This is a genomic window from Verminephrobacter aporrectodeae subsp. tuberculatae (assembly GCF_026127385.1).
GTDB lineage: Bacteria > Pseudomonadota > Gammaproteobacteria > Burkholderiales > Burkholderiaceae_C > Acidovorax > Acidovorax aporrectodeae.
In genome coordinates this window covers 1,334,841-1,352,678 of sequence record NZ_QZCX01000001.1, presented here as the reverse complement: position 1 = coordinate 1,352,678, position 17,838 = coordinate 1,334,841, and the positions used below count along the sequence as shown (strand labels likewise).

The 17,838-nt window shown below is 64.2% G+C and carries 17 protein-coding genes and 1 pseudogene; 5 read left to right on the top strand and 13 right to left on the bottom strand.

Annotation, left to right across the window (positions count from 1 at the left end; translation table 11 throughout):
• Positions 1 to 28: 28 nt before the first annotated feature.
• The 4 genes from gspD to D5041_RS05870 form a co-directional block, all read right to left on the bottom strand.
• On the bottom strand, positions 29 to 2,305 hold the full coding sequence (gene gspD, locus D5041_RS05885; RefSeq protein ID WP_265284079.1) for a type II secretion system secretin GspD: 2,277 nt from the start codon (positions 2,303 to 2,305) through the stop codon (positions 29 to 31).
• Positions 2,306 to 2,431: 126 nt separating this feature from the next.
• Complete coding sequence (locus tag D5041_RS05880) at positions 2,432 to 3,049, bottom strand: hypothetical protein (protein ID WP_265258010.1); 618 nt, start codon at positions 3,047 to 3,049, stop codon at positions 2,432 to 2,434.
• Positions 3,049 to 3,666, bottom strand: a complete 618-nt coding sequence (locus D5041_RS05875) for a hypothetical protein (protein WP_265258011.1) — start codon at positions 3,664 to 3,666, stop codon at positions 3,049 to 3,051. Before D5041_RS05875 ends, D5041_RS05880 begins: the two co-directional genes overlap by 1 nt.
• A gap of 68 nt (positions 3,667 to 3,734) precedes the next feature.
• Complete coding sequence (locus D5041_RS05870) at positions 3,735 to 4,349, bottom strand: hypothetical protein (RefSeq protein ID WP_265258012.1); 615 nt, start codon at positions 4,347 to 4,349, stop codon at positions 3,735 to 3,737.
• A 238-nt stretch (positions 4,350 to 4,587) separates the two neighbouring features.
• On the opposite strand from D5041_RS05870, the pseudogene D5041_RS05865 reads away from it, so the two are divergent.
• The 5 genes and pseudogenes from D5041_RS05865 to D5041_RS05845 all read left to right on the top strand — a co-directional run.
• Positions 4,588 to 5,283, top strand: a pseudogene (locus D5041_RS05865) (IS5 family transposase); the annotation flags it as partial.
• A gap of 438 nt (positions 5,284 to 5,721) precedes the next feature.
• Positions 5,722 to 6,594 (top strand): fumarate hydratase, encoded by an 873-nt coding sequence (locus D5041_RS05860; RefSeq protein ID WP_029554255.1) that lies wholly within the window; start codon positions 5,722 to 5,724, stop codon positions 6,592 to 6,594.
• Between the two features lie 6 nt (positions 6,595 to 6,600).
• Positions 6,601 to 7,245, top strand: coding sequence for a fumarate hydratase C-terminal domain-containing protein (locus D5041_RS05855; protein WP_265258013.1), 645 nt, complete (start codon positions 6,601 to 6,603; stop codon positions 7,243 to 7,245).
• On the top strand, positions 7,242 to 8,228 hold the full coding sequence (locus D5041_RS05850; protein WP_265258014.1) for a Bug family tripartite tricarboxylate transporter substrate binding protein: 987 nt from the start codon (positions 7,242 to 7,244) through the stop codon (positions 8,226 to 8,228). The genes D5041_RS05855 and D5041_RS05850 overlap by 4 nt, the downstream gene beginning before the upstream one ends.
• Positions 8,229 to 8,240: 12 nt before the next feature.
• On the top strand, positions 8,241 to 8,990 hold the full coding sequence (locus D5041_RS05845) for an HpcH/HpaI aldolase family protein (protein ID WP_265284078.1): 750 nt from the start codon (positions 8,241 to 8,243) through the stop codon (positions 8,988 to 8,990).
• On the opposite strand, the gene D5041_RS05840 is transcribed toward D5041_RS05845, so the two are convergent.
• From D5041_RS05840 to D5041_RS05800, 9 genes are all read right to left on the bottom strand, one after another.
• Positions 8,965 to 9,732 (bottom strand): DNA-binding transcriptional regulator, encoded by a 768-nt coding sequence (locus tag D5041_RS05840; RefSeq protein ID WP_010103657.1) that lies wholly within the window; start codon positions 9,730 to 9,732, stop codon positions 8,965 to 8,967. The two genes, D5041_RS05845 and D5041_RS05840, sit on opposite strands and share 26 nt — an antisense overlap.
• Before the next feature lie 51 nt (positions 9,733 to 9,783).
• On the bottom strand, positions 9,784 to 10,620 hold the full coding sequence (locus tag D5041_RS05835; protein WP_265284077.1) for a hypothetical protein: 837 nt from the start codon (positions 10,618 to 10,620) through the stop codon (positions 9,784 to 9,786).
• A gap of 18 nt (positions 10,621 to 10,638) precedes the next feature.
• Positions 10,639 to 11,268 (bottom strand): flavin reductase family protein, encoded by a 630-nt coding sequence (locus tag D5041_RS05830; RefSeq protein ID WP_010100510.1) that lies wholly within the window; start codon positions 11,266 to 11,268, stop codon positions 10,639 to 10,641.
• Between the two features lie 42 nt (positions 11,269 to 11,310).
• Positions 11,311 to 11,760: a nuclear transport factor 2 family protein gene (locus D5041_RS05825; RefSeq protein ID WP_265258017.1), complete on the bottom strand. Its 450-nt coding sequence runs from the start codon at positions 11,758 to 11,760 to the stop codon at positions 11,311 to 11,313.
• 23 nt (positions 11,761 to 11,783) lie between these two features.
• Positions 11,784 to 12,683: an amidohydrolase family protein gene (locus tag D5041_RS05820; RefSeq protein ID WP_010109920.1), complete on the bottom strand. Its 900-nt coding sequence runs from the start codon at positions 12,681 to 12,683 to the stop codon at positions 11,784 to 11,786.
• Between the two features lie 119 nt (positions 12,684 to 12,802).
• Positions 12,803 to 13,996: a His/Gly/Thr/Pro-type tRNA ligase C-terminal domain-containing protein gene (locus D5041_RS05815; RefSeq protein ID WP_010109919.1), complete on the bottom strand. Its 1,194-nt coding sequence runs from the start codon at positions 13,994 to 13,996 to the stop codon at positions 12,803 to 12,805.
• A 51-nt stretch (positions 13,997 to 14,047) separates the two neighbouring features.
• Complete coding sequence (locus D5041_RS05810) at positions 14,048 to 15,124, bottom strand: asparaginase (RefSeq protein ID WP_010109918.1); 1,077 nt, start codon at positions 15,122 to 15,124, stop codon at positions 14,048 to 14,050.
• A gap of 193 nt (positions 15,125 to 15,317) precedes the next feature.
• Positions 15,318 to 16,670: a polyamine export protein PaeA gene (gene paeA, locus D5041_RS05805; RefSeq protein ID WP_010109917.1), complete on the bottom strand. Its 1,353-nt coding sequence runs from the start codon at positions 16,668 to 16,670 to the stop codon at positions 15,318 to 15,320.
• 132 nt (positions 16,671 to 16,802) lie between these two features.
• On the bottom strand, positions 16,803 to 17,813 hold the full coding sequence (locus D5041_RS05800; protein ID WP_265282537.1) for a cytochrome d ubiquinol oxidase subunit II: 1,011 nt from the start codon (positions 17,811 to 17,813) through the stop codon (positions 16,803 to 16,805).
• Positions 17,814 to 17,838: the final 25 nt, after the last annotated feature.

Genomic DNA, 17,838 nt, shown 5'->3' with positions numbered 1-17,838 from the left:
AAGCATCTGTCAGAAATTTTGAACCCGATTACTTGGACGCCGCCGGAACGTCTTCGGTGCGCAACCCCAAGGGCTGCGAATCCAGGGTCATGCTGCGCATGCGCTGGCGCATTTCCGCGCTCACGGCGCGCAGTTGATCGTCGTCTTCGAGCGCGCGCGGCGTCATCAGCACGAGCAGCTCGGTGCGGTTGTTGTTGTTCGTGGTGTTGGCAAACAGCGCGCCCAGCAGCGGGATGCTCGACAGGATGGGAACGCCGCTGCGGCCGTTGCTGTCGTTTTCGCGGATCAGCCCGCCGAGCACGATGGGCTCGCCCGAGCGCACCGCGACACGCGTCTGAATCTGGCGCGTGAGGAACGCGCGCTGGCCCGTCGCCGAGTCCAGGTCGCCGACGTCGGTGACCTGCTGCGAGATGTCCATGGTGATCAAACCGCCCGCGTTCACGGACGGCGTGACGGAGAGCATCACCCCCGTGTCCTTGTAGGTGATGGATTCGGTTATGAGGTTGCCCGCGGTCACCGCGGTGGAGTTCTTCACGGGCTGCTGCTGGCCGACCTGGATGGTGGCGTTGTGGTTGTTGAGCACCAGCACGGAGGGGCTGGAGAGCAGGCGGACCTGCGATTTTTCGGCCAGGGCATTGAGCGTGGCGCGCACGATGCCGGCCTTGTTCAGCAGGGTGTACGAGAAGCCGGGTTGCTTGGCGCCGATGTCTCCGTTCTTGTTCATGTTCAGCAGCGCCTGCCCCTCCCGGCTTCCCGAGAGGCTGTTTTTCACGAACCATTCGACGCCGTATTGCAGGTTGCCCGTGAGGCTGACCTCGACGATGCTGGCCTCGATCAGCACCTGCGACGGCGCCTTGTCGAGTTCGCGCAGCGCCTGCTCGATGCGCCGGTATTCCGTGCGCGGGGCCCGGATGAGCAGGGCATTGCGCTTCTCGTCGGCGACGATGCGCACATTGCCGTCGAGTTGGTTCGCGGATACGGACGTGCTGCTGCCGGGCGCAGGGGCATTGCCGCCCGGATTTTGCAAGGGCGCTGCGCCCGGCGTTGCACTGCCTGCAGTGTTGACGCTGTCGGCGAAAAAAGCGTGCCCGACGCCCCGGGCAAATTGCGGGGGCGCGGAGCCGGTGGCCACGCCGCCACCCGGCTTGGCGGACGCGGACTCACCGCCGAACAGGCTGCTGAGCATGTCCGCCAGCTGCTGCGCGGAACCGTTTTGCACCGGGTAGACAAAGAGGCCCGCTTCGAGCGCGTCGGTGGGGCGGTCGAGGCGCCGGATCCAGGTTTCCACCTGGGTCAGCAGCTGGCTGCGCGGGGTGACCACGACCAGCGCATTCAGACGTTCGACCGGGAATACCCGGATCAACCCCTCCAAGGGGTTGACCACCTGCGCGGACGCGCCGGCCGCTGCACCGGCGTTCCCCGCATAGGGACTTGCCAGATTCTCGGGTCCGAACATGGCCTGCAAGGCCTCACGCACGACGTTCACGTTCACGTTTTCGAGAACGAACACCCCCAGCGACATGCCGGAGAGGAAGTCAACGTCAAACGCCTCGACCATCTCCAGCCAGCCGCCAAGTTGCGCCTTGCTGCCTTGGAGCACGAGCAGGTTGCGCAGGGTATCGACGTAGACGATGGCCTCGCGCGGCGCAAGCGGCCCGAGGATCTTGGCCATTTCCACAGCAGCGACGTGGTTCAGCGGAACGATGACCGTGCCGGCGCCCGACAGGTCCCTGAAGCGCGCCGCGCCGACCACCGGGCGCGCACCGATGGTGACCGCACGCTGGGTCACGTGGTACATGTCGGCGCTGTCGCGCACGATCGCCAGGTCGTGCGGCAGGAGCACGGCATCGAGCACGTCCAGGACCTGGTCGCGCGGCAGCGGCTGGCGGGTATGCAGGCTGACCACCGTATCGCCGCCGGCGTCGATGGTGTAGTTCAGGCGCAGCAGGTCGCCGAGCAGCGCAGACGCGAGGCTCGCGACGGTGACGTTCTCGAAGTTCAGCGAGACCTTCGCGCCCGTGCTCAGGACCGGGTTCACCCGAGGGGCGATGTCGTGCTTGAAGAGCTGGTCGGTCCCCGGGAAAAGGAGCGAACCGGTGACGGGGGCGGAGCGCTGCGGGTCCTGGTCCTGCAGGTCCGCGGGCGCAGCGCCGGATTGCGGATTGCCTCCCGTCTGCGGCGCCGGCTTGGTCACCGCAGCAGGGGCGGGCGCAGACTCTGCTGCCGGAACGGGAGGAACGCTGCGCGTGCCGGCGCAGCCCGCAGTCAACATGGACAGCAAGAGAATGGATGGCCGAATCTTCATGGGGGAGGGTGACTCCGGTGTAGGGGAATGCGTCGCGCGGGGGCTCGGCCACTCCGATGGGTCTTCCCGCAGATGCATTGCGCTTGTAATTGTAACTTGGTTGCGCGACTCGGTAGTTACAAACCATCAATCAAGATTCAATATCTTTTCCAGAATTTCCAATACATCAGCCTTGCTCTTTGATGGATGTCCTGCGTAGCATTGGTCCTTCAAATAAAACTCGTTGTGAACCATATCCACTTCCGTTGTCCATGCAAATTTCCACATACATTCTGTAGTCGATGGAATTGCCATGGATATCGAAAGAACACCTTTGCTTGATCTGAATTGTGTGTTGATAAATTCCTTTGGGACACAGATTCGCGCCTTATCATCTCTCAAACTCCATCTGGTCAACATTGCATCCACACCGTTGACTGAATATATTGTGTTCACTCTATGTGCAGATTCAGGCATGATATGTGTCTTTCCTATGTTTTCCTGATTTGGATGAAAATCAATTGTCTTTGTTTGTTGAAGATTTTTAAAATGATTTATAATATTCATGTATTCAATTTCAGTACCGATTGAAAGATAATCATCATTTTTGATTGTCGATGCATAGTAGAAATCCCTATCCGCATCTGCAATATCAGTATATTTAATTCCAATCCCGCCATCGCATTGTGGGATTTGTGCAAAAGGCTGGGCGAACGCAGATGATGTGAACAAGCCAGCGATAATTATTGATTTGACTGGATACATCATCGCTCCTGAATACCCCAATTTGACAGGTTGCAATCCGTGGCCGAGGACCCATTGAGAAAGTTTGTCAATTTGGTTTCCGGGTCGTAGTAAGCATGCACACCCACAACAAACATATCGTGCATTTCATCCCAACGATAATCAACAGCCTCTACGAAATCCGGATTTCCTGCCCTGACGCTAGTGATTAGCTCGCGATTATGTTTGAAAATTGAAAGTCGCGAATCTTTGAATACCTCAGGATCAACGTTCCTATTTCTCCAACCATCACTTATGTAATTTTTATATTTTCTGAATTCAGTTGTTCTATAAGTAGGGTGAATGAATTTTTTGTAAACCCTGCTTTCTGCAAACAGATAATATCTTACACTTCCGTAATCTGTCGTTATGGATTCAAATATCGCGTGGCGAGCTTGCTCGTTTTTACTCTTATTTCTTAATTCGTAGAATCGGTCAGGCATACCAAGATATTTGAAGAAGAGCAGTGCTTCCTTTGCAATTTTCAAATCGCGAAGCTCTGATATAAAACATGCACGAGACACGCCCCCCACTGCAAATGACATCTTGGAGAGACAAATACAAACAATAATAACCAACAAATGACGAAGCATTGACATGGTATTCAACTTTCCGAATCGAACTGGTTGATGCATGAGAACTGGCACATGAAAATATGATGGATTTACTAATAGCACATGTAATCATCGCATCGTTCCCAAATTACCTTTGGCACCGGCGGTTTTGGGCCAAGATCATTCTCTATCATCGGACGAGGCGTGGGGATAACGTCAAAGGGATCTGAAGCAGATGATGCGGGTGGTGAGGGTGGCTTTGGAGGATTCTGCGTGGGGTTGCTTGCACCAAAAAATATCTTCACAGGGGAATTAGATATCTCCTTGGGGGAGCCGGCTCTGGGAATAATAAAGACGTGCACATCATGCCACTTGTTGTCAATGAGATTGGCCGGAATGGAATAATTCACAACAAATCCGTGATTTGAGTGCGTGCTGGCACATGCAGTTCCAACGGCAGCTTCCCTGGGCAGCTTCGATTCTGTCCCTGTGAGAAAGTGCTTATCATCACGCAATATATCACTCCACATGTGCACTGGAACCTGATAATCAGGATCATGCTTGTCACACGCCCATCCCGATATATAGGTACTATTGTACTGTTCTACGTAGCCTGCAGGTTGCACCGCAAACACGCCAGTAACGGCCATGGACGACAAGATGCCAATGGATATTTTCTTTGCACGCACAGGACTCTCCTTTACATATTCAACGAAATTTGCAATCACTCTGCTACCCGGCCCATCAGCCAACGCAAGGCTGAAATGGAGAATCCAAGAAGACTTGGCATGCTCGCATCAGTTGCGGGTGTCTCCCAATGCGGCCACCCGCTTGATCAGCTGAATTGGTGTCCTCCGGGATATCCATCTTGGGCCGCATGGCGCGCTTACGCGCAGCGGCGGAGCGGGCGCTTGTGCCAGTTGCGACACGGAGACCACGCACATTCCCGACCTTTTGCCAGAGAACATGCGCAGAGACACCAGCCAACGAACCGAGCCCAGGGCGACCTACCGTGTCAGGAACTGGGCGCAGTACAACGCAGGGCTGATTGCCAGAGGAGATGTCGCGATGTGGATTGACGAGAGCCTTCTGACACCCGCATCCGCTGCGGCTGTCTCCAGGCGCGGACACCCGCTCGTCTACCCGGACGCCGTCATCCAAGGCTTGCTCAGTCTCAAGCAGGTGTTTGATCTGCCGCTGCGTGCGCTGCAAGGATTCGCTCAAAGCCTGCACCGGCTCGCCTTCCCGAATCTGCCGGTACCCGGCTACACGACCCTGAGCCGCCGCGCGCAAAGCCTGCAAGTCGTCTTGCCCGCGCTGCGCCCGGGCGAGCCACTGCACTTGGCCGTTGACAGCACAGGCCTCAAGCTCTGCGGCGAGGGCGAATGGAAGGTGCGCACACACGGTTGGCCCAGGCGCCGCACTTGGCGCAAGGTCCATTTGGCAATGGACACAAGGGCCGGCCCAATTTGCGCGGCGCTGATGACCCATCAGGAGATGGGCGACAGCGAGGCCCTGACCGATTTGCTTGAGCAGATTCCGTTCGGAACACCGATTGACATCGTCGGCGGCGATGGGGCCTGCGACACCAAAGCGTGCCACGCGCAGATTGCCGCGTGCGCAGGTGTCATGCCCTGGCCGCAGGCCACACTGGGTGCAACTTGACACAACGCCGCCATTGACGAAATCGCAAAGGTCCTCGGTCATAGCTTGACCTCGCTGGTACTTGGCGGTGCGTGCATCGGAGAGAGTGCGGACCATGTCAAACCTCTTTGGGGAGTGGATGAAAAGCATTCGCGTTCAACTTTGCGCAGGCATTGTCACTTAAGTTCCAATGCGTGTCAAACGCCCGCCTTGTCCAACGTGGTGTGCGTCTGAAGGGGCGGTTGCAGGCCCCGAGCGAGGGTGGGTTGATCATCAGGAAATGGTGGTCCACATGGACGAGCTCAGACCCATACCTGAAATGGAAAAGACTGCGCGGTGCCGGCGCAAACGAAGCGGTGGAACTTTTCTGCTGCTGAAAACTGCAAAGAATGCGCTTGAACAATGGTCCGCGGCGGCGCATCGTCGGGCCATCGAGACAAGCGGACGCAAGCCACCATGGCCATCGACAGTGCAACCTTGCAACGGGTGACGGCGCAGCTCTATGAGCGCTGCCTGAAAGCCATCCCTGACGACACGCGTGCCGCGCTGGAACGCGCCGAAACCACCGAGACCGGCGCCACCGGAAAACATACGCTCAGGATCATGCTGCAGAGCGCGGACGCCGCGCAGCAAGGCAACGCGCTGCTGTGCACCGACGTCGGCATTCCGGTCTACAGCATCAAGATCGGCACGCGGGTGCAGTTCGACGGTCCGGTGCGCGCGGCGATCACCCGCGGCTTCGCCGATCTGGTGCAGCACATCGATCCGCCCATCCTCAAGATGGTGACCAACCCGCTCACGCATGAGCGCAGCCATGCCGGCAAGGACGTTCCCTTGCTGGGTTTCGACCTGATCGACGACGCGGACTATGTCGAGATCGTCTGCGCCCCCAAGGCCATGGGCACCGGCCGTTGGGAGGCGATCGATGCCTTTGTCTACCCGACGCTGGCGCAGATCGAGAAGTTCGTGCTCGACACCGTGCTGCGCGCCGGCTCGCAGCCCTGCCTGCCCATCGTGGTCGGCGTGGGCATAGGCGGCACCTTCGACCATGCGGCGCGGCTGGCCAAGGAGTCGGTGCTGCGCCCCTTCGGCCGCACCAACCCCGAGCCGATTCTGGTGGCCATGGAGCAGCGCCTTCTGGAGGCCATCAATGCCATGGGCTTCGGGCCGATGGGCACCGGCGGCGCTGCGAGTGCGCTGGCGGTGCACGTGGACTACGCCGCCAGCCATGGTTTCGTTCCGGTGGCGGTGTGCCTGAACTGCTGGATCAACCGGCGCACCGCCGCGCGCATCTACAACGACGGCCGCGTCGAAGACCTGGGCTGGTGAGCCCCCATGTTCCACGCGCTTGAACTTCCCCTCGCGCGCGAGCAGGTGCGCGCGCTCGCCGTGGGCGACATGGTGACGCTCGATGGTGTCATCACCGTCAGCATCGGCCTGCCGACGCACCAGCGCATGGTGCAGGCCGTGGCCCATGGGGATCAGGCCCTGCCGGCGGCACTGCGCGGTGGCGCTTTCTTCCACCTCAGCACCTGCCTGCGGGAGAGCCGCGACGGGCCGCAGCCGCTGTACATCAATCCGAGCACGAGCACGCGCTACAACGCCTGGATGCCGGCGCTGGTGCGCGGCCTCGATCTGCGACTCACGGGCGGCAAGGGCGGCCTCGATGCGGCCTCGGCGCAGGCGCTGCGCGACACCGGCTGCGTCTACCTGTCCTTTCTGGGCGGCGGCTCCCCCTTGTTGTCGCGTGGCTTGCGCGGCCTGGTGTCTTCCTGCTGGGACGAGTACATCCCGCAATTTCGCTTGCTGACCTTGCGCGTGGCCGCGTTCGGCCCTGCCACGGTGGCGATCGATGCGCATGGCAACAGCCTCTACGCGCAGCTGCGCGACCAGGCGCAAGCGCGCATGCCGCACTTGCTGCAGCGTCTGGACGCGGCGCGCCAGGCATCCCTTCAGAAACCTCCAGGAGACCCGGAATGAACCGAAGACATTGGCTTGACGCAGCCCTGTGCGTCGTCGGCACGGCGGGCCTCGCGCCATTTGCCGCAAGGGCCGGGAGCAGCGCATGGCCGAGCCGGCCGATCCGCCTGATCGTGCCCTTTCCGGCCGGTGGCGGCGCCGACCTGGTGGCCCGCCATCTCGCGCAAGGTCTGGGTGAGCAGCTGGGCGCACCCGTCATCGTCGACAACCGGACTGGCGCAGCCGGCAACATCGGCACCGACGCGGTGGCCAAGGCGGCGCCGGACGGATACACCATCGGCCTGGTCACTTCCGGGCCGATGGTGAACAACAAATTCCTCTACAAGGCCATGCCCTTCGACCCGGACAAGGACCTGGCACCGATTGCTTCGGTCTGCGAGATTCCCATGGTTCTGGCCAGCAATCCGCAGCAGTTGCCGCTGCGTGACCTCAGGGAGTTCATCGACGTGGCGCGGACCCGGCCTTCGGCGTTCGTCGTCGCCACGCCCGGCAACGGAACCATCGGCCACCTGGCGCTGGCCGCGTTGTCGCTGACCGCCGGGGTCCGGCTGCAGGACCTGCCGTATCGCGGCGACGCCCCTGCGCTGACGGACCTCCTCGGCGGCGTCGTGCAGGCGGCTTGCGCGCCGGTCTCGGCTTTCATCCCGCAGATACAGGCGGGCAGGCTGCGCGGGCTGGCGGTCACTTCGCAGGCGCGTTTCCCCGGTCTGCCCGATGTCCCGACCGCGCAGGAGCAAGGGGTCGATCTGACGGCGACGGTCTGGTTGGCCGTGGTCGGACCGGCCGGCATGCCGGCCCCCCTGGTGCAGCGGCTGAATGCGCAAATCAACCGGCTGCTCGATTCCGTATCGGGCCGCAGCAGCTTGCAGCAGCATGGCGCCGTGGTCGCGGGCGGGTCGCCCGAATCGCTGCGCCAGCGCATCCATGCCGACAGCCAGAAATGGCAGCAGGTGATCAAGGCGGCGCACATCCGGATCGACTGAGGGCGCCCTGCCATGCACCGCACACGCTCTGCGCAGATCGGCACCTTCGTCAAGACCGGTGCGCCGCAATTGATCGAGGTGTTGGGCACCACGGCACTGGACTTCGTCGTGATCGACGCCGAGCATGCGCCCTTCGACCGCGGCATGCTCGATCTGATGGTGATGGGCGGCCACGCCGCGCGCATTCCGGTCTTCATCCGCATTCCCGAGATGAATCCGGCGGTGATTCTTTCCTGCCTCGACATCGGCGCCGCCGGCCTGCTGGTGCCGCACGTGGACAGCGCCGAACAGGCGCGCGAAGTGGTCGCGATGGCGCGCTACCGGGGCGGGCGGCGCGGCTATTCCGGGGGGCCGCGCTGCGCCCGCTACGCGAGCCTGAGCATGGCGCAGGCCCTGCACCAGGGCGACCAGGCGCAAATCATCTGCCAGATAGAGAGTGCCCAGGCGGTCGCGCAGGCGCAGGCCATTGCCGAGGTACCGGACGTTGCGGGCCTGTTCGTGGGCCGCGCCGACCTGGCGCTGGCCATGGGGCTGGACGATGCGCGCGCGCCCGCGGTGTTGCAGGCGACGCAGGCGGTGCTGCAAGCGGCGACGCGCGCGGACAAGCTCGCCGGCATGCACGTGGGCGGGACGCCGGAGCGCGAGCAGTTCATGCACCAGGGCGCAAACTGGTTCGTCGTGGCCTCCGACCAGACCCTGCTGCGGCAGGCCGTGCAGGCCATTGCCGGGGCTGGACCTAAAGACCGTTCAGCCGCTGCCTGATGTGGCGGGCCATCTCCTGCATCGGCGGCAGGAATTTCTGCACCGCCTGTTCCTGGCCCACGGCGCGGGCAATCCATGTGAGCCCGATGCTTGCGACGGCCCTGCGGCCCTCGAACACGGGAACGGCCAAGGTGTTGGACACCGGCCTGACGCCGGGCATGCGCAGGGCATAGCCCTGCTGCCGGATCTGGCGCAGCATCGCGGACACGGCACGCGCTTGCCGTGCCAGCGCGTCTTCCGGATCTTCCGAGAGCTTGAGGATGTCCAGCAGGGCGCGGCATTCCTGCGCCGTGCACGCGGCCAGATAGGCGCGCCCGAGCGCGCGGCTGACCAGACTCAGGCGCATGTTGATGCTCGAATGCAGCAGCGACAGCGGTGAGCCGGGAATCGTGCTGTAGCGGATCACGACCGCGTCATGGTCAGGGACTGCCAGCGCGATCGGCCACTTGAGCTTGCGCGTCAGCTCGTCCATGGACGGCATCGCCGCCTCGACCAGGCGGGGCACACCGTGATAGCCGCAGGACAGCTGGCGCACGCCCGAGCTCAGGCTGTAGGCCCCGTATTGCGGCGCCCGCGTCACCAAGGCCTTGCCTTGCAGCGTTTCGAGCAGGCGGACCAGCGTGGGTTTGGGGATGCCGGTTCTGCGGTGCAGCGCGTCCAGCGTGCAGACCGGGGAACGATTCAGCGCGCACAGCAGGTCGATGGCGCGCTCGACAGCGCGGATGGGAGGAAAGGATGCCATGGCGGTCGCAGTGCGGACAGTGCATCAGTTTCCCACGCAGCGGGGGGCGCTTCATTCGCGCCGCTCATAGTCGCCCGCGTTGGCCACCCAGCCCTTGTCGATGAAGTCCTGGCGCGGCGGGGAAAAAACGTCGATCAGCAGATGCCGGCCCGGGCCGACGCCTTCGCTGGTGTGCACCAGCAGCACCGGCACCGTGATCATCGAAGGCGAGGGCGCGTGCAGGTGTTCATCCCCGCGCCATTGATCGGCGTCGCTGCCCCAGTTGACGCGCAGGTGGTGCACGAAATCGCCCGCCATGGCGAGCGACCCCTGCTCGAAGTCGGCGTGCTGGTGCGGGCTCAGTTGCCTGCGGTCGCGCGGACCCTGGTATTCGACCCAGTTGATGCTCAGGGTGTCGCTCTGGAACATTTTGAGCCGCGGCTTTTCGGCCGGGGGTCGGACCGCGTCGACCGCCATGACCTGGACCGCCAGCGACGGGGTGCGGCGCCGGTAGCCGGCGCCGACCGGGCGAATCCGCGCATCGGGCAGCGCGTAGTCGGCCTCGTTGAGCACCGCGCCGGCCGCCAAATCGGGGCGCGAGGAGGCGAGCAGCGCGGCCCGGCCGGCCCCTGCCAGGCGCACGCTGACCGCGCCGGGCGGCAGCACGCAGACGCTGCGGCCCGGCACCTGGCGCACTTCGGGCGCTGCGGTGTGGGTGTGCACGGTGGCGCCGTCGTCGTCAGGTAACAGCAGCAGCATCTCGCTGTGGCTGCTGGCTTTGGCCGCGGCCGGGCCTGCGATCCATTGCACCCAGAAGTTCTGCCCACGCGCCACCGAGCCCGGCAGGAGCGGGTGCACTGCGGCGCGGCGCACCCCGGTGCCTTGGGTCTCTTGGGTCTGGTCTGTCATGGCATTCCTTGGCTGTCGTCAATCGCGGCGCGAACTCGGCCGCAAGAGTTCCACCAGGGGGCCGACCGACGCGTACTGGTTGCCCCCCAGTCGGGTGAGCGGCAGGGTGCGCGCGATATCGAAGTGCCCGCCCGGGTCAACGAAGGCCGGATCGAGGTGGATTCCGACCACCTGGCCGAACACCACGCAGCTGCGCGTGTCGCCCGGTCGCTGCGGCTCGATCTCGACGATGCGCAGCAGCTTGCATTCCATGCTGGCCGGAGAAGCTGCGACGCGCGGCGGCCGGACCTTGCGGCTCGGCGCCTTCGCGAGACCGGCGAGCGCGAACTCGTCGGTGCCGTAGGGTGCGTCGATCGAGCTGGTGTTCATCGAATTGCGCAGTTCCCAGGTCACGAGGTTGGTGACGAATTCGCCGTTCGCGCGCACGTTCCTGAGGCTGTCTTTCTCGTGCCGGTCGGCCGGCGCGTTGCAGGAAAAGATCAGCACCGGCGGCGCCGTCGATACCAGGTTGAAATGCGAGAACGGAGCCAGGTTCGCCCGGCCCTCGGGGTCCACGGTGCTGATCCAGCCGATCGGCCGCGGCGCGACGATGGCGTTCAACAGACTGCGTTTGAAGTCGGGGGTGTTTTCGGGGTCTATGAACAACATGGGGCGTCTCTCATGGAAGTTTTCCGGGGGCGGTGTTCCGGATCATCCCGTTGTCGGTGTGTCGTCGCGAAACAGCGGCCGCAGCGTGCGCAGCGCATAGAGCCAGCCGCCATCGGCTTGCCGCACGACCGTCTCGCGCACGTCGGCGATCATGATCGCTGGCCTGGAGGCCAGCACGCCCGCGCCGTCCGCGGCGAACAGGCTCATCAGGTAGTTGCATTGCGCGCGATCCGGCGCGCTCGGCTGCGCGCGGAAGTTCTGCACCACGTGCAGCGAGGTGCGCGCACCGCGCGCCTGCCGCGCGCGGTAGAAGTCGGCGATCATGGCGCGGCCGGTGCGCGATTTCTGGCTGGTCGTGAACACCGCATCCTCGGTGTAGTAGGCGTGGGCGTTTTGCCCCCAGTTGAAATCCACCTCGTACCAATAGTCGATGGCCAGCGCTTGCAGCGTGTGGCGCAGTGCCAGGGTCTCGCCCGGTGGTGTCAGGTTCATCTGCGTCTCCTCGTCCGCCGTCCTCAGTCCGGCCAATACAGGCGCCCGGGGTTGTCCACCAGCAGTTGCTGCAACACGGCCGCGTCGTCGCTGAAAAGAGGCAGCAGGTCAACCAGTTTGCCGTCGTCGGGCATCTCGCGCACGCTCGGGTGCGGCCAGTCGGTGCCCCAGAGCACACGCTCTGGCGCAGCCTCGATGAGTCGGCGCGCGAAGGGCACGGCGTCTGCGAAGGGCAGGCCCGCAGCGCGGGAGAGAAGCTGCGAAGTCCGCTCCGCGCCGCTGAGCTTGACCCAGCAGCGCGGGTCCCGCATGAGTGCGAGCAAGGCCTCGAAAGGCGCTTGCTGCAAGCCGTTCTGCGCCAGCACGCGGCCCATGTGGTCGATCACATAGGGCAGTGGCAGCGCGTCGAGGAACGGGCGATAGACCGGCAGGTCCTGCGGATCGAAATGCAGGACCAGGTGCCAACCCAGCGCGTGCACGCGCTGGGCCAGACTGCGGACCGCGTCCAGGTCCGGCGCCCCGCCCAATCGGCGCACGAAGTTGAAGCGCAGTGCGCGCACGCCGCCCCCGTGCAGGGCCTGCAACCCGGCGTCGCTGATCGACGCGGGAACCATCGCCACGCCCCGGTAGTTCCCGGGGGACTGCGCGATGGCGTCGAGCATCGCGCGGTTGTCGTGGCCATGCACGCTGGCCTGCACCAGCACGGCACGTTCGACGCCGAGCAGGGCATGCAATGCGCGCAGCTGCGCTGCCGGAGCGTCCGTCGGTTCATAGCTGCGCTGGGGCGAATAGGGAAAGCGCGCGGCCGGGCCGAACACATGGCAATGCGCATCGCAGGCACCGGGGGGCAAGCGAAACGTCGGCCGGCCGGGATTCGGGTGGGGCGGCGGATTGCGCGGCCCCGGTGTGCTGTGGTCGGTCATGGTGCGCCCATCTTTTCATCGGGCGGGGGGCACTGCAATCGGGAATTTCGCAGTTTTCACCAGAAGAAAAGTTGTCCGCTGGCCAAGAGCGCGCTGGCGGCGCTGTGGGGCCGATCGGTTCAGTAGGCTCTGGCGAAGATTGCCCACTGGTCCGTGGGTTTTCCCGTGAACAAACAGGCGCTGCGGCGCTGTGCTTGCTCGAAGGGAATGCAGCGCACGGAGACCTTCAGGGCGGCAAGCTGCGCGGCGATGCGCGGATCGTCAACGAACGGGCAGAGCGCGAAGCCGCCGTGAATGCCCTCTTCCGCCCCCGCATACCAGCGCTCGAATTCCTCGCGCTCGGTGATCTCGCGCGTGTGCTCGCGGCGAAAGGCCAGCGCGCGCTGGAACAATCGGGACTGCATGTCTTCGAGGATCTCGCCAATGCTTGAGACGAACTGCTCGTGCGCCATCGATTCACGCTGCTGGGCCGGGCGGTCACGCCGGCCCAGCGTGACGCTGCCCGCGTCCAGGTCGCGCGGGCCTATTTCGAGGCGGATGGGCACGCCGCGCTTGATATGCGACCACGTCTTGCCGCCGCCGCCCATGTTGCGCGCATCGATCTCGACGCGCACCCGGCCTTCGCCAAAGGGCTGCGCGCGCAATTCCTTGGCCAGCCGCTCGCAGTATTCCATCACCCGAACGCGGTCGGCCTCGTTGCGCTGGATCGGCAGGATGACCACGTGGTGCGGCGCCAGCCGCGGAGGGATCACGAGGCCGTCGTCGTCACCGTGGGCCATGATCAGCGCGCCGATCAAGCGTGTCGAAACGCCCCACGAGGTCGTCCAGGCGAATTCCTCCTGGCCCGCCTCGTTCTGGAACTTGATTTCGGAGGCGCGTGCGAAGTTCTGCCCGAGGAAGTGCGAGGTGCCAGCCTTCCACTTCGCGAATGCCGCACCGATGATGGTTTCGCTGGTCGGACGCACGATCAGCGGCTCCTCCAGTTCGCCGGCGGGTTGCAGGCCGCCACCGGGTTTGGCCTCGAGCCTGCGGTGCGTGACGACCGCGCACTCCTTGGCAAATCCCTCGACGTGGGCGGCCTCTTTCTCGAAAAAAGAAAGGGGAATGAACAGCGGGAAATAGACGTTCTGGTGCCCGGTGTCCTTGAACATCCGGTCCAGGGTTTGCTGCATGTTCTCCCACAGCCCGTATCCCAGGGGCTTGATGATCATGCAGCCGCGCGCCGGTGACGTTTCCGCAAGGTCGGCTTCCCGAATGACCTGCTGATACCACTCGCTGTAGTCTTGTTCGCGCGTCGGATGGATGGCGTGCATGAAGGATCGGGGCTTGTTGGGCGGGATGCCGGCCGACGCCGGCGCGCCCCGTCAATATTCCCAGAAAATGCGTTGCAGCTCCTTGCTGTCCCGTGCCTTGGTGAGCGCCACCATGGCCAGAATGCGCGCCTTTTGCGGACGCAGGTCGTGCGCCACCACCCAGTCGTACTTATCGTCGGGCTGCTCGGCGTTGCGCAGCACGAAGCCGTCGGGGACGCGCGACGAGCGCACGATCTGCACACCCTGGGCGCGCAGGGCCTTGAGCGCATCGACCGCCTGCGCCGCCACCGAACCATTGCCCGTGCCGGCGTGAATCAGCGCCTTCACGCCCGCCTTGCCGTAGGCCTCGATTCCCGTGGTGTTCATGTTGCCGTAGCCGTAGACGATGTCCACCGCAGGCAGGGTCTCGATGGCGTCGATGTCGAACTCGGAATGGACGGTGTGGCGCTTGACGGGCGCGCGGAACCAGTAGTTGCGGCCTTCCACCACCATGCCCAGCGGGCCCCACTGGCTCTTGAACGCCTCGGTCTTGATGTTGATGCTCTTGGCCACGTCGCGGCCGCTCTGGATCTCGTCGTTCATGGTGACGAGCACGCCCTTGCCGGCCGCGTCCTGGCTGGCCGCCACGCTCACGGCGTTGTACAGGTTGAGCGCGCCATCGGCCGACAGGGCCGTTCCGGGGCGCATCGAGCCGACCACCACGATGGGCTTGGCGCTGTGCACCACCAGGTTCAGGAAGTAGGCGGTTTCTTCGAGGGTGTCGGTGCCGTGCGTGATCACGATACCGTCCACGTCCGCCTGCTTGGTCAATGCCGAGACACGCCGGGCGAGCGTGAGCAGGTGTTCGTTGTTGAAGCTCTCGGACGCAGTCTGGAAGACCTGCTCGCCCGTCAGCCGGGCCACGCTGGCGAGTTCGGGCAGCCCTGCCAGCAGTTTTTCGACCGGCACCTTGGCAGCGACGTAGGTGACGCTGTTCAGCGTGGATGCGCCGGCGCCGGCAATCGTTCCGCCCGTGGCCAGAACCACCACGTGGGGTTTTGCGGCCTGGGCCTGGGCCAGGGCAAGGGCCGAGGCGGCGGATAACAGCAGGCCGGCGAACCAGCGGTGAGCGGGTTGTGCGATGCGCATGAGAAGCTCTCCTGAACGGGGTTTGGGATGGGGTGCAGGGGCGGTTCGTCGCGTTTCTGCGCACAGGGACAATGCGCGTTTGCGCCGCCTGCACGATGGTACGGTGGAGAACCGCATACCCGCAAGCTATTTGCGCCGCCTGCGCAAATAGTACGGCATCCCATGCGGGCCTGCGGCGTCTCCCATGAGGCGCTCAGGGCGCCGCCACTGCTGCGCGCTCCACCGCCGGTAGTGGCGCCAGGTTCCCGCCGCTGCTTGCGGCTTGCGCGCGCGAGACCATGACCTGGTCGATGCGGTGGCTGTCCACGTCCATCACCTCGAATGTGTAGCCACCCCAGTGCACGCTGTCGGTGCGCCGCGGCACCCGGCGCAGCATCACCATCAGGAAACCCGCCAGGGTCTCGTACTCCCCGGCGTGCGGCAATTCGTCGAGAGACAGGGTCCGCAGCACGTCCTGGATGGGCGTGACACCGTCGATGAGCCACGAATTTTCGTCGCGCTGCACGATCTGCTCCTCGTCCATGGGGGCGATGAGATCGCCCATCACGGTGCTCATCACGTCATTCAGGGTCACCACGCCGACCACCAGGCTGTATTCGTTCACGATGACGGCAAAGTCCTCGTGCACCTGCCGGAACTGTTCCAGCACCTCGGACAGCGTGAGCCGGTCGGGCACGATGAGCACCTTGCGCACCAGGCTGTCGTCGGCCAGCGAGATCGGCTGGTCATTCAGCACGCGCTGGAACAGGTCCTTGGCGTCCACGTAACCCACCACGTGGTCGATGTCGCCCTCGCAGACCGGATAGGTCGAGAACGGTTCGGCGGCAATGCGCAGGCGGATGACGGCGTCCGGGTCGTCGCGCAGGAAGAAGGCGACGCTGTCGCGCGGTGACATGGCGCTGGAGACGGTGCGCGTGTCCAACTCGAATACGTTCGTGATCACCTGCTGTTCGCGCACAGCCAGCACGCCGGCCCGCGCTCCCGCGTCCATCATCGCCAGGATGTCGTCCGAGGTGATGCTTTCGTCGCGCAGCGAGGACAGCCCGAACACGCGAAAAAGCGCGTCGGCGCCGCGGCTGTAGAACCATGTCAGCGGACGCAGGAGCGCCATGCAGCACGCCATGGGCCGTGCCAGCCGCAGTACCAGCCGTTCCGGTTCGGCCATTCCGAGCCGCTTGGGGAACAGGTCCGCAAGCAGGATGAAGAGGGAGGCGATGATCAGAAAAGACACCAGGACCGCGCCGGTCTGGGCCACTGGTTCGGAAAACCACAGGCTGAGCAGGGCGTGGAAATGCGGGCCGAGCGCGCCCTCGCCCACGATGCCGCCGAGGATCGCGACGGCGTTTTGCCCGATCTGCACCACGGTGAAATAGTCCCCGGGCTGCTCCTGCATGCGCAGCACCCGGTCCGCACGCGCGTCCCCTTCGTCGGCCATCTGCCGCAGGCGCAGGCGGCGCGCTGCGGCAAGCGAAATCTCGGCCATGGAGAAGAAGGCGCTGGCTACGATGAGCACGCCAATGGTGAAAATACTTTGGGACAAGGTCATGACGGGCTCGGCAGTGGTGGGACAGAACACACTCGTTTGGCCTCCCGTCAAGTGTAGCGGCGCGCCCCGGTTGGACGCCACACACCCCGTGGGCCAGCGTGCAGGCGGCCCACGGCCACCCCGCAGTCCAGCTCACAGACCGTAGGTCAGCGCCCGCGCCTTGCCCCAGAAAACGCGATACATGTAGATCGTGTACGCAATGATCACCGGCAAGGTGATGGCCACGCCCACGCCGATGACGGCCAGCGATTCGGTCGCGCTGGCCGCTTGCCAGACGGTGATCCGGTCGATCACGATGTACGGGTAGATGCTGTACGCCAGCCCGAAGAAGGCCAGAACGAAGATCGCCACCGTGGCCACGAAAACGATCCAGCCGTAGCCCGCCTCGAGCACGTGCGGCGCGCGCAGCACGTGGCGGATGGCGAAGAAGGCGGTCGCGCAGGCCAGCGCAATGGGCAGCAGCGCAAACAGTTCGGGCAGCATGAACCACTTGGCAGACACCGTCTGGCTGACCAGGGGGGAGGCCAGCGAGATTCCCGTGAGGGCAAAGCCCATGGGCCACAGCACCCTCCGGCCCCAGCGGGCGGCCTTGCGTTGCAGGCTGCCCTCGGTCTTCATGATGAGCCAGCCCACGCCCAGCATGGCGTAGGCCGCAGGCAGGGTGAGGGCGATGCCGGCGGAAAACAGCAGGCTCCAGGCGTCGTTCTGGAAGCCCGTGATGTAGGCGCCCAGCATCCAGCCCTGGGCCAGCGAGGCGAGCAGCGAGCCGGCGGCAAACAGGCGGTTCCAGGTGGTCTTGTGCGTGTCGCGCGCCTTCACGCGAAAGTCGAACGCCGTGCCGCGCAGGATCAGGCCCACGAGCATCAGCGCCACGGGCAGGTACAGGGCCGAGAGCACCACGCCGTGCGCCATTGGAAAGCACACCAGCAGCATGCCCACGCCCAGCACCAGCCAGGTCTCGTTGGCGTCCCAGAAGGGGCCGATGCTCGACACCATCACGTCCTTTTCGGTGTCGGATGCGTAGGGCAGCAGGATGCCCACGCCCAGGTCGTAGCCGTCCAGAATCACGTAGACCAGCAGGGCCAGGCCCATCACGGCCATAAAAATCAGGGGCAGGGCATGCGCCCAGTTCAGCGTATTCATGGGAGGAAACTCCTTGCTCGCAAGT

Coding starts and splice junctions, on each gene's coding strand:
- gspD (WP_265284079.1), bottom strand. CDS start 2,305: ATGAAGATTCGGCCATCCATTCTCTTGCTGTCCATGTTGACTGCGGGC.
- D5041_RS05880 (WP_265258010.1), bottom strand. CDS start 3,049: ATGTATCCAGTCAAATCAATAATTATCGCTGGCTTGTTCACATCATCT.
- D5041_RS05875 (WP_265258011.1), bottom strand. CDS start 3,666: ATGTCAATGCTTCGTCATTTGTTGGTTATTATTGTTTGTATTTGTCTC.
- D5041_RS05860 (WP_029554255.1), top strand. CDS start 5,722: ATGGCCATCGACAGTGCAACCTTGCAACGGGTGACGGCGCAGCTCTAT.
- D5041_RS05855 (WP_265258013.1), top strand. CDS start 6,601: ATGTTCCACGCGCTTGAACTTCCCCTCGCGCGCGAGCAGGTGCGCGCG.
- D5041_RS05850 (WP_265258014.1), top strand. CDS start 7,242: ATGAACCGAAGACATTGGCTTGACGCAGCCCTGTGCGTCGTCGGCACG.
- D5041_RS05845 (WP_265284078.1), top strand. CDS start 8,241: ATGCACCGCACACGCTCTGCGCAGATCGGCACCTTCGTCAAGACCGGT.
- D5041_RS05840 (WP_010103657.1), bottom strand. CDS start 9,732: ATGGCATCCTTTCCTCCCATCCGCGCTGTCGAGCGCGCCATCGACCTG.
- D5041_RS05835 (WP_265284077.1), bottom strand. CDS start 10,620: ATGACAGACCAGACCCAAGAGACCCAAGGCACCGGGGTGCGCCGCGCC.
- D5041_RS05830 (WP_010100510.1), bottom strand. CDS start 11,268: ATGTTGTTCATAGACCCCGAAAACACCCCCGACTTCAAACGCAGTCTG.
- D5041_RS05825 (WP_265258017.1), bottom strand. CDS start 11,760: ATGAACCTGACACCACCGGGCGAGACCCTGGCACTGCGCCACACGCTG.
- D5041_RS05820 (WP_010109920.1), bottom strand. CDS start 12,683: ATGACCGACCACAGCACACCGGGGCCGCGCAATCCGCCGCCCCACCCG.
- D5041_RS05815 (WP_010109919.1), bottom strand. CDS start 13,996: ATGCACGCCATCCATCCGACGCGCGAACAAGACTACAGCGAGTGGTAT.
- D5041_RS05810 (WP_010109918.1), bottom strand. CDS start 15,124: ATGCGCATCGCACAACCCGCTCACCGCTGGTTCGCCGGCCTGCTGTTA.
- paeA (WP_010109917.1), bottom strand. CDS start 16,670: ATGACCTTGTCCCAAAGTATTTTCACCATTGGCGTGCTCATCGTAGCC.
- D5041_RS05800 (WP_265282537.1), bottom strand. CDS start 17,813: ATGAATACGCTGAACTGGGCGCATGCCCTGCCCCTGATTTTTATGGCC.